We start from the raw sequence: 13,287 nt of genomic DNA, 5'->3' as shown, positions 1-13,287 counted from the left end.
ATTCTATTTCTGTAATATTTTTTCTGCTAGTGGGAGCGGAATCGTCGTTTTCCCTAAAGGTTCACTGTTTCGTCCATACGTTTCATGATGGAAATCCGACCCACCTGTACGATAAATGTGACGGTTAGCTTTTTTCTCCCATTGTGCTACTAAATGTTCATAGTGACGCACAGTGTCTGAATCGTGATCGCGATGATAAACTTCTACACCATCTAATGCATCATTGATGATCCACTTTTCAATCTCTTCATCTAAATTGTAATATACCGGGTGCGCAACTATCGCAAGACCACCTGCTTTATGAATTAAATCGATCGCTTCCTTTGGTGTCCACTCTTTTTCTTTCTCCACGTAACCGGGGCGACCTGTCTTTAAATATTTTTCAAATGCTTCATTGACATCTTGTACATATCCTTTTCCAACCAAAACTTTTGCGACATGAGGTCGTCCAACATTTCCTTCTTTGGCATGACGTAAACATTCTTCGGCTGTAATGGAAACATTCACTTTATTTAATCTTGCCACCATCTGATATAATCGTTCTAATCTCATTTGTCTTTCTGCTTGTAATTCTTTTTGCAAGATGGGATGGTCAATATCAAATTGATACCCTAGCATATGGACACTTTTATTCCGATGTTTCGTAGACAATTCCACTCCCGGGATCACTGTAATACCAAGGGTCTTTCCTACTTCCGTTGCTTCCTTAATCCCTTCGGTTGTATCGTGATCAGTTAATGAGATGATGGATAATCCGGCTTCTTTACATTTAAGAAGCAATTCAGACGGAGAGTATCCTCCGTCTGATGCCGTGGAATGCATATGTAAATCTGCTTTACTCATGGCTCTCACTCCTATCGATTGTGTCCGCTTCTAGTTTCCACGTTGCTAAACCATTGCCAGAGTGATCAATATAGGATAGTTCATAATGAGAGGAAGGTTCAACTGCAAAAGCAATCGTTCCTCTTCTTAATCCTTGGGAACGGATTTGCCCGCCTACAAGACGTTGATCTCTATGACCTGGTTCATATTCATATGAATGGCCTTTCTCATCGACTACTAACGTATTAAAAAGAGGAATTTCTTGTGTTTCCTCCGAAGCATTAAAAAATGAAATGTCGACAATCATATAATGAATGCCTTCTTCCTCTGTCATATAAGATTCGTGAACGGTAATGTCAAATTGATTCACTCGGGCAGTTTCTCCAATTTTTAACAATTCGGTCGAATCAGCAGAAACCATTTGATAATGCTCATTTGGCGATCGTTGCGATTCAAAAAACATTCCACTAAAAAAACCTAATAGCAACGTGAGAGCTAGTAATAACCAATATTTTTTGTCCATGCTTTTCTCTCCCCTACCCGACTCTGGACTACTTCCACCACTGATCATAAATCGTTGTAGGTAATTTCCGTTTGTGCGCCGTTTGTTTATATAATTGAATTAACTTTGCTTCGATGCTGGCATCCACTTTTCGTCCTTCTAAAAAATCATCAATCTCATCATAAGTTACCCCAAGTGCTTCTTCATCTGGTAACCCTGGATGATCACTTTCTAAATCGGCTGTAGGGACTTTTTCATACAACGCTTGTGGTGCCTGTAGCACTTGTAACATTTGTTTTCCTTGTCTTTTATTTAATCCGTATAGCGGTGCAATATCACAAGCCCCATCCCCGTATTTCGTATAAAAACCGGTTAATTCTTCTGAGGCAATATTTGTGCCAATAACGAGACATTGATACATGGCTCCAAGGTCATATTGTACTTTCATTCTTTCTCTTGCTTTCGTGTTACCTTTTTGAAAATCATTGAGCTTCCGACCTGTCGCTTTTTCAATGGCTTGTGCCGCTTGATCCACCGCCGGTTGAATATCTACCGTCAAAGCAATGCTTGGAGCGATAAAATTCATTGCTGTCATCGCGTCTTCTTCATCAAATTGTTTCCCATAAGGAAGGCGCACACCAATAAAATTATATGTCTCATTTTTTTCTTTATTCAATTCATCCACTGCCAATTGCGCTAATTTTCCGGCGAGAGTTGAGTCTTGACCACCGGATATCCCTAAAACGTACCCCTTTGCACCTGTTTGTAATAAATAATCTTTTAAAAAATTTATTCGCTTTCGGATTTCGTCTTCTGGATGAATCGCTTTTTCCGCATATAAATCTCGAATAATCGAATGTTGGCTTACTTCCACGAAGAAGCACCTCCTTTGTGCACTAGTTCCTGTGATTGCGATTTTTTAAACTTTTCTTTTTCGATAAATAAACCGTTCGATTTGATCCAGTTCTCCTTCTTCTTGGAGAATGTAGACTTGACGTTCACCGAGTAAATCAAAATGAGGGAAAGGTTGTCGATTGTGAAGCCATTCTTTTTTTAATCCGTACTTTTTTCCCCAATGGATTAATTTCCGTACGTCTGCACAAGCAACTTTTGTGACCGAATTGTATTCGGGAAATCGTTCGTCATACCAGAAATGTGTAAGGAATGCCACATCTCCCCGTAATGCTTTCTCTTTCCAAGCATTTAACTCCTCTTTATCAATGCCAAATGCCATGTTATCTTCCTCTTTCTATTTCTTGCGCTTATTTTCTTCGTATGCTTTATGCCATTCCGGTAGACGTTTTTTAATGGAAAAAGGTCGGAACGTATCTTTATGTACACACACGTGAGTGCTTGTTCCATATGCACAAACATCGCCATTTTCTTTGGTGATTTCGTATCCATAATAGACACGTAATCCGTCATAGTCTTCAATCCAAGTGGAAATGGTTACCGACTCCCCATATCGGGCAGCAACTTTATAAGAAAGATCAAAATGAATCACCGGTGCAAGCACGCCATCTTTTTCTAATTGACTATAATCAAATCCTAATAATCGGATAAGTTCAGTTCGACCAATTTCACACCAAACAAAATAATTGGAATGGTGGACGACCCCCATTTGATCTGTTTCCGCATATCTAACATCCACCGTTGTTTTTGAGATTTTCATACAATCACCTTTCTTCATCACTATGCTTTCCTTATTTCTTACTTTCTATTTTACAAAATGATCGTGAAACTGTCTCTATTCAAGGTTTTAAGTAACGACAAAAAAAGATAAAGAGAGCTCCTAGCAGCCCGCCTATTGTATTTAACAAGAGATCATCGACGTTTGCGACCCGATACGTAAAAATAAATTGATTCATTTCAATAAAAAAAGATAAAAGAAATGAAAAGAACGTAACAGTAACTACTGTTTTGACCCCTTCTTTCATAAGGAGGGAAGTTAGTATGCCAAAAGGAATGAACATAAGAACATTCCCACCTAAGATTCGTAACGGTTGCTCCCAATTTCCACTATACATTGTAATGTTATAAATACTTCGAAACAAAACGAGATTATAATGACGACCACCAGGCCCGACTGGTCCATATGATGAACCGTAATTCCATGCAAAAAGTGTAAGATAAAATACAAACAGCAAATAAATTCCAAGAAGAATCCATAACAAAATATTCCACATGGAAATGGAATGTTTGTTTGTGGATTTATCTAAATCTATATCCAATTTATGCATGTACATTTCTCCTATCTCATTCCTTAACTACTATTATCGACTTGAAATGCAATTGTGACAAGGTGTAAGTAGTCATATCCTATCGACAATTTTATCGTTGGAATAGATAGTAAAAAACCGATCGAGTGGAACATATTATTTCCACTCGATCGGTTTTATTTGGATCGTATTGCTCTTTTTGTTTTCCCAATTTGCTTCAATTTCATCTAAAAGCGTTGGATTATTTAAAATTTCTTCTTTATTTTGTTCAATAAGACTTTTTAGAGAAATTTTTTTCCCGTTCACTTTTCTTTTTCCTCCTTTTTGTTTTTAATATTATTGGCTGAATTTTTAATTTTTATACATTTATTACGGTACGTGAAATTTTAAAAATGGAAAAAGAAGTTATCCCTTGACGATGTTTGTCAAAGGATAACTTCTGTCGCTTTTATTGATTGCTTTTTGCTTCTGCTAAACGTTCGCGTAAAACCATTTGTAAAATACCGCCGTGACGATAGTAGTCTAACTCAACATCGCTGTCGAATCGAACGATCGCTTCAAATGTTTTCGTGTTGCCATCTTCATCTGTTGCTTCCACTGTGACAAGATCGCGCGGTTTTACATTGTCGTCGATTTTTATGTTGAACGTTTCTTTTCCAGTGAGACCGAGAGAATCTGCACTTTCCCCTTCTTTAAATTGAAGCGGAAGCACACCCATGAGTACAAGGTTGCTACGGTGAATACGTTCGAAGCTTTGGGCAATGACTGTTTTAATTCCGAGTAAGTTTGTTCCTTTTGCAGCCCAGTCACGAGAGCTTCCCATACCGTAGTCTTCTCCAGCGATGACTAACAGACCTGTATTATCTTCTTTATACTTCATTGCTGCATCATAAATCGGCATCACTTCACCAGTTGGCCAATAAGTAGTGTAGCCACCTTCTGTTCCTGGTGCAAGTTGGTTTTTAATACGGATGTTAGCGAATGTTCCGCGCATCATCACTTCGTGGTTCCCACGACGAGAACCATAAGAGTTAAATTGAGAAGGTTTGAGTCCTTTTTCAATCAAATATTTTCCTGCCGGGCTATCTTTTGCAATCGATCCTGCCGGTGAAATATGGTCCGTTGTAACAGAGTCGCCAAACTTACCAATGGCTCTTAAGCCAGTCAATGGCTCAATATCAGATGGCTCTTCGGACATTTCTTCAAAGAACGGAGGATTTTGAATGTACGTAGAATCTTCATCCCAATCATACAATGGAGAATCCTCGTCCGATTGCAGTTTGTTCCAACGTTCGTTGTTGTCAAAGACACGTTCATACTCTTTTTTGAAGAGCTCTGGAGAAATATTGTTATTAACAAATTCTTTGATTTCTTCCGCAGTTGGCCATATATCTTTCAAATACACATCATTTCCGTCTTTATCTTTACCGAAGGAGTCTTTTTCCAAGTCGAAGTTCACGTTACCAGCGAGCGCGTACGCAACAACAAGTGGCGGCGAAGCCAAATAGTTTGCTTTTACAAGCGGATGAATACGGCCTTCAAAGTTACGGTTACCACTTAAGACAGAAGTAACGAGCATGTCGTTGTCTGCGATTGCTTTTTCTACTTCTTCAGGAAGCGGTCCACTGTTTCCGATACAAGTTGTACAACCGTAACCGACTAAGTTAAAGCCTAGTTCGTTAAGGTATGGCAGAAGACCGGAATCCTCCAAATAACCTGTAACAACTTTAGAACCAGGTGCAAGGGATGTTTTTACGTATTCTGGTACTTGCAACCCTTTCTCCACTGCTTTTTTAGCAAGGAGACCTGCACCAATCATCACGTGTGGATTGGATGTGTTTGTACAGCTAGTAATGGCTGCAATCGTCACAGCTCCTGTTTTTAATGTAGAAGTTTTTCCATTCGGATGTTTCACTTCTACTTCTTTATTGATTTCATCAGCAGTCAAGCCAAATCCTTGATTTCCTGCTGGTGCTGTGATGGCATCATTAAATTGCTTTTTCATTTTTGAAAGCGGAATGAGGTCTTGTGGACGTTTTGGTCCTGATAGACTTGGTTCAATTTCTGATAAATCAATTTCAATGACTTGTGTAAACTTCGGATCTTCATTACCGTCTTCATAGAAAAGACCGTTCGCTTGACAATAATCTTTTACGAGTTGAATATGCTCTTCGGTACGGCCGGTGAGACGTAAGTAGTTCAAAGACTCCTCGTCCACTGGGAAGAATCCGCAAGTTGCTCCATATTCTGGTGCCATGTTAGAAACGGTTGCACGGTCAGCTAATGGCATTTCTTTTAGGCCAGGTCCAAAGAACTCTACGAACTTACCGACAACGTTTGTCGAACGGAGCACTTGGGTTACTTTCAATGCCAAGTCGGTCGCAGTCGCACCGTTAGGAAGCGATCCTTTCAAACGAACGCCTACTACTTCCGGAGCTGGGAAATAAGATGGTTGTTGAAGCATGCCTGCTTCCGCTTCAATCCCACCGACACCCCAACCGAGAACTCCGAGTCCGTTGATCATTGTCGTATGAGAATCCGTACCAACCAGTGTATCTGGATATGCTTCAAGTTCTCCGTTTTCATTTTCTTTTTCATGAACGACAGAAGCCAAATATTCTAAGTTCACTTGGTGAACGATACCAGTTGCTGGAGGTACAGCACGATAGTTGTCAAATGCTTTTGTTGCCCAACTTAACAATTTATAACGCTCTTCGTTACGTTCAAATTCTAACTCCATATTGCGCCGGAGAGCATCTGGCGTACCGAAAGCGTCTACTTGAACGGAGTGGTCCACCACAAGGTCCACCGGAATTTCCGGGTCAATTTGTTGCGGGTCTCCACCGATGTCAGCCATTGCTTTTCTTAAGGAAGCAAGGTCAACAACTGCCGGTACCCCTGTAAAGTCTTGTAAGATGACGCGAGAAGGTTTAAATGGAACGTCTTCTGTTCCCCCTTCTGGTTGTCCCCATTTTGCGAGGCTTTCTACGTGTTCTTTTTTAATCACTTTTCCGTCATACTGTCTTAATACAGATTCAAGCAATACTTTGATGGAGTAAGGTAGCTTGGACGTTTCTCCGATTCCTGCTTTTTCTAGTTCTTGAATGTCGTAGTAGTAATACGTTTTTCCATTCGAAGTGAATGTTTTTCTTGCATTGAATACATCTTGATTTGAAGACATATGTATTCCCCTCCTCTATGAACTATCATATAACAGAATGGCATAAAAGTCGACAAAATCGCACGAACAGTTCCCTTTACCCGCTCTCACGCTTGTCGTCTTTTCGTCCCTTCACTAGAATAGCAAATCTTCACAAAAAGTTAAATGGGTATGACTAAAATGTGAAGTTTTTCTCCGCATCCATGAGCGCTGATTGAACCAACTCCCACTCTTCCTCTAAAATAGTTCTTACATCTAACTGAATTGCGCCTTGTTTTGTTCGTACCACAATAGGCGTCGAATGGAGACGTAAAAATTTCGCCACTTGTTGAGCAGGTGTGTCTTTCGTGTCTATTTGAATGACATAGGTCGGTAAAGTGACGTCAGGCATCGTCCCTCCTCCCACTTTCGACACATCTTGTTGGATGGTTGCTTTCCAAACAGAAAAGGAGAGTGTCGATTGAAACAATTGCGCTCTTTCCAACAGTTCTGAAGCCTCTGATAGAATCATGCGAACAACCGGTAAATCTTCGACCTTTCCGACAAGATAAGATTTGAACGTCTCTTCTAACGCAGCGAGTGTGAATTTATCCACTCGCAATACTCGTGCTAATTGATGTTGTTTTAATCGATCAATGAGGGATTTTCGACCAGCGATAATCCCTGCTTGAGGTCCTCCTAATAATTTATCTCCCGAAAAAGTAACGATATCTGCCCCTGCTTCCAACACGTGTCTTACCGTTGGTTCTTCCCCAATCTGATGTTGTTGAAAGTCATAAATGGCACCACTTCCGAGATCTTCATAGAGCAACAACTCTTCTTTTTGTTTGCGCACAATCGTTGCCATTTCTTCTATACTTACTTCTTTCGTAAAACCGATCGTTTTAAAGTTGCTCGTATGCACTTTCATGAGCATCGCAGTATTCGGTGATATTGCTTCTTCATAATCTTTCGGATGCGTTTTATTTGTCGTTCCTACTTCGACGAGAATGGCGCCGCTTTCTTCCATGATGGAAGACACCCGAAACGAACCACCTATTTCCACCAATTGTCCTCTTGAGACAATAACTTCACGATTTTGAGCCAAAGCGTGTAATACAAAATACACCGCTGCCGCATTGTTATTTACTACCATCGCCGCTTCTGCCCCGGTTGTTTCGACGATTAATTCTTCCACAATAGCATGTCGCGAGCCGCGCTTTCCTGATTCGATATCATATTCCACATTAGAGTAAGAAGCCGCTGTCTGAACCAATTTCTCCGTTGCTTTTTTGCTTAAAATCGCTCGTCCTAAATTCGTATGCAACACCGTGCCAGTGGCATTTATCACCGAGCGTAAATGATCTTTCGTTAATTCATACGCTCTCTTTTTCAATCGTTCGATAATCTCTAACTTTAACGTTTCCCGATCGGAGATGGTTGCGGAAAGAGCATTTGTACGTATTTCTTTTCTTATCCTATCTATTTCTTCCCGAATCCAAGAAGTTAAAACCATAGGATGATGAAATTCTTCTTTTATTTTTTTGATGGAAGGATCCATTAACAATTCATCCACAGCAGGTAATAATCGCAATTGTTCTTTCATGTCCATCCTGATCACCTTTTCCGTTTGTCGTCGTTTTTAGTGTAATGTATCATTTGCGAGCAAGCAATGGTTGAGACTATACTGAATGAAGAAGGAGGTGGAACGATGAGTAAAGACGAAATCATAAAACTCACGAACTTATCTACGAAAGCTGGCTGAGGTTGTAAAATAGGTCCAGAGGACTTGGCGCACGTGTTGCGTCACTTACCAACCTATGAAAAAGACCCTTATTTACTCGTTGGAATTGACACCTCTGATGATGCGGGCGTCTACCAACTCACAGATGACATTGCCCTTGTTCAATCAATTGATTTTTTCACTCCGATTGTTGATGATCCATACATGTTTGGTCAAATTGCAGCAGCCAATGCCCTCAGCGATATTTATGCGATGGGGGGTACACCGAAAACCGTCTTAAATATCGTTAGCTTCCCGATTAAAAAGCTTCCGGATGAAATACTCGCAAACATTATGAAAGGTTCAGCCGACAAGGTTCGAGAAGCGAACGCAACCATTGTCGGTGGTCATTCTATTGACGATCAAGAGCCGAAGTTTGGTCTCGCTGCAACGGGTATCGTTCATCCGAATAAATTTTGGACAAATAGCGGAGCAAAGCCTGGAGATGCGCTCGTATTAACGAAACCTCTCGGAGTTGGCATCATTACAACTGCGATTAAACGAGAAAAAGCGACAGAAAATCAGATAAAAGAAGTCACGGCTGTAATGGCAACATTAAATGATGAAGCAGCAAAAACGTTATCATCCTTCAATCCGCATGCTGTAACGGACGTAACCGGGTTTGGACTGCTTGGGCATGCTTTTGAAATGGCAAATAGTAGCAACGTCAGTCTGCGCTTTCATACAGAAAACATTCCGCTTCTCGATGGAACGGAACAACTTTGTCAAGCAGGCGTTATCCCGGGTGGATCGAAAGCAAATCACGCTTATCTTGCCCCGCATATTGCACGAGAAAACGATGTCTCTCATCTTATGGAAAGTATTCTTTGTGACGCGATCACTTCCGGAGGTCTTCTTATTTCCATGGATGAAACCGAAGCGAAACAATATGTAGAAAACATGCATGAAAAAGGGTATACAGCAACAACCATCATCGGAGAAGTGACAACGAAAAAAGAGAAATCACTTTTACTCACCTAATTTTCTCATAATGGGACATAGCTAGCCAAAAAAGAATGGTTCCAAGCACTAACATTTGCTTGGAACCATTCTTGTAGGGTGTTTTCCCTTCTTCTATGATTGGATTATTGTTTCTGGCGGTATATTTCCTTAAGTTTACCGCCAGAAGCGCATTCCTCTGTGTATCTAACACAAGAAGTATAAATGAGCCTCCAATGATTCTAGATGTACGCGGATAGTCAACAGGACGGCCGAATGCAACGCAAGCACCCAATCGAAGCTTCCTGGAACGTGATTCCCCATTTGTACCACGTCATGAGACCATTCAGTAGGAATTTTGTGTGATATTTCGTCGTATGAATCTATTATACGACAATCCATTGCATCGTTCTCGTAATAAAAGGTCGCATGAAACGTGTTGCGACCTATTTTTGTCCTGATTTCTTCCAATTTTAACTTTCATACGACCATTTGTTGACCGGTGTTTGACAAAACGAAGTGTCGCATGACCAGTTCACACGACACTTTTTTTCATCATTTTCATTTTTAAATGTTCTTTGTACACACCAAGTTTTTGGCGATGACTGAAGTTTTGTCCCAACATCTTTTTAACTCGAAAAAAACCGTTGGTAGATCGCCCTATATTTTTCTAATTCTTTTTTTGGAGAATAATAGTTCCGTACGTCTTGATAGGCTCGTTCGGTCACTTGTCGATAAGTTTCCGTATTTAATATCTCTTTTAAATAAGTAGAAAACTCCTTTGGTTGTGAAAATAAATAACCGTTATCCCTATGGCGAATAACACTTCGATTGCCCGGGATATTACGTGCAAGAACGGCCACTTTAGAAATCATCGCTTCTAAAATCGTGAGAGGTTGCCCCTCAGAAATAGACGTATTGATCACCACATCCGCCCAGTGATAAAAAGAAATCATTTCCTCCTGAGGAACCGGTGAATAATAATGAACCCACGGATACGCATTCTCCACTTCTTTTACTTGGTGAAATACTTTCTTTTCTAATGGTTCTCCAGCGATGACCCATCGTAACGTAGGAAAGGTGTCACTCATTCGTTTTAACTCTTCAAAGACATAAAAAATATCTTTTACTTCTCGTAAGCCAGCCGGTAGAAAAATATTCGGATATCCCTTAGGTAAGAAGATGTTACTTTTTGTTTCATGCCATTCTTCTACTGATTGTGGAATGATCGTTATTTTTTCTTGTAAAAATGGGAAAGAAACTTGCATTCTCTCTTTCGCATCGGCTGTAAACACGATCAATTGGTCGACTTGCCGTAACAATTGTTCCATGACTCTTTTCTTTTGCTTATCTTCTACGTCTTCATTCACATCGGTGCCTCCTGAAGTGAGAAAAAACCGTTGCTCGATCGTTATATTTTTTCGTTTCAACCATTCGGCTGTGCGCCGAATATGAAGGGCATGGACAACTTCTGCTTCAGAGAGGAGAGGAAGTATCTTTTCGCCCCTTTCTTCTTCATAAGGAAAAACGTGCACAATAGCGCCCGCATTTTCAAACAATTTTTTTAGTCTTCTTGTCGTGATACTGTTCCCTCGGCTTGAATCATAATAAGGAGTTAAAAATAAAATACGAAGCCCTTTCATTTATGTCCTCCATACTCGTCTATCTTCCTTCCGCTTCGTCTCATCCGTTTCATCTAACCATTCTAAAAAAGGAATCAAATATTTGCGCGATACCCCGAGTATTTCTTTCGCTTGTTGTATGGTGAATTCGAAAGGATGTTGTTGTTTTATTTTTTCCTTTGCTTCCTCTAAGACCTTTCTTGGCCAAAGATGATGCTCATCCATTTTGACAGCAATCTCTCGGTCCAACAAAGCATATTTCCATTCTTCAAAAATATCTTTCGTGATTCCTTCTTCCTCTCCATACGCATTCCATCGTTTCGTTTGAATGCCATCTTTTATCCATCTATCATAGGCCTGTTCCATCCTTTTCTCCCATCCATTCGGATAAGATGGTTGAAAAGAGGGGAGAGAGATAAATTGTTTCGTTCTTTTTATCTTTTTTTCTTTTTCAAGCCGTTCTAACAATAGTTGTGCGCTTTCTGTTGGGATAGAAACTTGCTTTCTCACTTCTTCAATATTTTCACCTAAACGAAGAGGATAGCGCTGGTGAAACGCTTTTAAACGTTCTTCTATTTCTTGTTGAAACGCTTGATACGTTTCAGTGAGAGCTACTTGTCCCGTTGAAAAAGAAAGGAGAAGCCCTTTTGCTTCCAACTCTTTTAAAACAGCATTCACTTCTTCTTGAGAAAGCGTTGTCTCTACCATAAGTGATTGCTTTGATAACGTCTTTTTGCGACGAAGGGTTTCTTCTACCAGTTCCGTTGGCGTTCCTTGAAATTGCTTTTGCAACTGCGCGATTGTCTCTTTTCCGTAGCGCATTTTTTTACCATTGGGATCAATGACCCAACCTCCTCCAATGGTCTCTACAGGGGAAGGTCGACGTAAAATATAACGATCCCCTCTTTTTGTAACGATTGGGTCATCTAATCGCAATTGACATAAGACGTACGATTTTTCTATGTCCACCTGTAATACATTGCGATCGAAGAAAATGATTTTCCCATAAACTTCTGCCGTACCGATGTGAAGTTTGATTGCGGTACGTTGTTCTAAGTTGAAACGTACTTCTTTTGCTAAATAAAGCACAACATTGATAACATGTGTTGTTACTAATTGATGATTCGTTGTCGCCACGTCTCCCCGCTTCACGTCTAAAGCATTGATACCGCTAATGTTTAAAGCCAGTCTTTCCCCCGCTTTCCCTTCCGGCACTCGCTTCCCGTGCTTTTGTAATTGGCGAACAGTGACTTTTTTATTTATGGGAAGAAGGAAAAGCGTCTCACCTACTTGTACTTTTCCTTCAAATACTGTCCCGCGAATGACCGTCCCTTGCCCATGGACTGTAAAAACGTGATCAATGGGTAAGCGAAAATCTCCCTGGATGTTTCTTTCCGAAACGGTATGTAACATATGAATCAATTGTTCTTTCACGTCTACTATTCCCCGCTTCGTCACACTATCCGCAAACAGAATTGGTGTCCCTTCAAAAATGGTTCCTTTTACTTCTTTTTCAATATCTTCTGAAACAAGGGACAAAAAATCGTCATCCACGAGATCGCTTTTCGTGACGACGATAAAACCTGCCTTCACTTCCAGTAATGTTAAAATATCGATATGTTCTTTCGTTTGTGGCATTACCCCTTCGTCCGCCGCAACGACAAGAATGACCGCATCAATTCCAGCAACCCCAGCGATCATTTGACGAATAAACTTTTCATGACCAGGAACATCGATGATGGAAACTTCCATCTCCTCTGTTAACGAAAGGGGCGCATAGCCTGGTTCAATGGTAATTTTTCGTTCTTTTTCTTCTTTTAAACGATCGGTATCTACACTCGTTAATGCTTTCGTCAAGGCTGTTTTTCCATGGTCAATATGCCCGGCCATACCGACCGTGTATGACTTTTTCATTGCATCTCCTCCACCATATGACAACATTCTTGCTTCTTCTTTTGATTACCGGTACAATGGCTATGTGAAACTTGGGGTCGGTTGCGATGCTGGTGCACGCCGAGGCCTTCAAAGCCTTTTTGGGAGGCGCGTGTCGTCTCCGCTGGGTTCGATTCCCAGACGATCCCGCCAATAATCAATCGGGGATATGAAGAAGCTTTAAGGAGAAGCTTGTTTGTAAGTGAACTACTCGCCACTTAGCTAACGCTTGAAGTGGGAGCTTCTCAACTCCTCGACGAAAGCACTCTTTCGTCTCCTTGAGCGTTACTTCGGGCAGTCCCTGCCCTAGATGTCCGACGTTTCGGAGT

General features: G+C 40.7%; 12 protein-coding genes and 1 tRNA gene. 2 read left to right on the top strand and 11 right to left on the bottom strand.

Annotated elements, in window-relative coordinates:
• Nucleotides 1-3: 3 nt before the first annotated feature.
• The 9 genes from GJS40_RS08555 to selA all read right to left on the bottom strand — a co-directional run bounded on the left by GJS40_RS08555 (nt 4) and on the right by selA (nt 8,288).
• A complete protein-coding gene (locus GJS40_RS08555; RefSeq protein WP_270897458.1) occupies nt 4-843 on the bottom strand; it encodes a PHP domain-containing protein in 840 nt (279 codons plus the stop codon).
• Complete coding sequence (locus tag GJS40_RS08550) at nt 836-1,345, bottom strand: DUF4352 domain-containing protein (RefSeq protein WP_270897457.1); 510 nt, start codon at nt 1,343-1,345, stop codon at nt 836-838. The genes GJS40_RS08555 and GJS40_RS08550 overlap by 8 nt, the downstream gene beginning before the upstream one ends.
• Nucleotides 1,346-1,373: 28 nt before the next feature.
• Nucleotides 1,374-2,198: an ammonia-dependent NAD(+) synthetase gene (gene nadE, locus GJS40_RS08545; RefSeq protein WP_270897456.1), complete on the bottom strand. Its 825-nt coding sequence runs from the start codon at nt 2,196-2,198 to the stop codon at nt 1,374-1,376.
• Between the two features lie 45 nt (nt 2,199-2,243).
• The gene (locus tag GJS40_RS08540) at nt 2,244-2,558 is read right to left on the bottom strand and encodes a hypothetical protein (RefSeq protein WP_270897455.1); all 315 of its coding nucleotides are present in this window, start codon (nt 2,556-2,558) and stop codon (nt 2,244-2,246) included.
• 15 nt (nt 2,559-2,573) lie between these two features.
• The gene (locus tag GJS40_RS08535; RefSeq protein WP_270897595.1) at nt 2,574-2,996 is read right to left on the bottom strand and encodes an acyl-CoA thioesterase; all 423 of its coding nucleotides are present in this window, start codon (nt 2,994-2,996) and stop codon (nt 2,574-2,576) included.
• A 79-nt stretch (nt 2,997-3,075) separates the two neighbouring features.
• Nucleotides 3,076-3,564, bottom strand: coding sequence for a VanZ family protein (locus GJS40_RS08530; protein WP_270897454.1), 489 nt, complete (start codon nt 3,562-3,564; stop codon nt 3,076-3,078).
• 135 nt (nt 3,565-3,699) lie between these two features.
• A complete protein-coding gene (locus tag GJS40_RS08525; RefSeq protein WP_270897453.1) occupies nt 3,700-3,849 on the bottom strand; it encodes an FbpB family small basic protein in 150 nt (49 codons plus the stop codon).
• A gap of 142 nt (nt 3,850-3,991) precedes the next feature.
• Complete coding sequence (gene acnA, locus GJS40_RS08520; protein WP_270897452.1) at nt 3,992-6,724, bottom strand: aconitate hydratase AcnA; 2,733 nt, start codon at nt 6,722-6,724, stop codon at nt 3,992-3,994.
• Between the two features lie 154 nt (nt 6,725-6,878).
• Complete coding sequence (selA, locus tag GJS40_RS08515; protein WP_270897451.1) at nt 6,879-8,288, bottom strand: L-seryl-tRNA(Sec) selenium transferase; 1,410 nt, start codon at nt 8,286-8,288, stop codon at nt 6,879-6,881.
• Between the two features lie 105 nt (nt 8,289-8,393).
• Between selA and selD the strand changes: the two genes are divergently transcribed.
• On the top strand, nt 8,394-9,446 hold the full coding sequence (gene selD, locus GJS40_RS08510) for a selenide, water dikinase SelD (RefSeq protein ID WP_270897450.1): 1,053 nt from the start codon (nt 8,394-8,396) through the stop codon (nt 9,444-9,446).
• A gap of 587 nt (nt 9,447-10,033) precedes the next feature.
• Here the strand turns inward: selD and GJS40_RS08505 are convergent.
• Nucleotides 10,034-11,047, bottom strand: a complete 1,014-nt coding sequence (locus GJS40_RS08505) for a glycosyltransferase (RefSeq protein ID WP_270897449.1) — start codon at nt 11,045-11,047, stop codon at nt 10,034-10,036.
• Nucleotides 11,048-12,940 (bottom strand): selenocysteine-specific translation elongation factor, encoded by a 1,893-nt coding sequence (gene selB, locus GJS40_RS08500; RefSeq protein ID WP_270897448.1) that lies wholly within the window; start codon nt 12,938-12,940, stop codon nt 11,048-11,050.
• Nucleotides 12,941-13,013: 73 nt separating this feature from the next.
• Here selB and GJS40_RS08495 point away from each other — a divergent pair.
• Nucleotides 13,014-13,111 (top strand) — tRNA-Sec (locus tag GJS40_RS08495).
• The last annotated feature ends 176 nt before the right edge of the window (nt 13,112-13,287 follow it).

This window comes from Aliibacillus thermotolerans (assembly GCF_027853235.1).
Lineage (GTDB): Bacteria > Bacillota > Bacilli > Bacillales > Marinococcaceae > Aliibacillus > Aliibacillus thermotolerans.
This window is presented reverse-complemented; position numbering and strand designations above follow the sequence as displayed.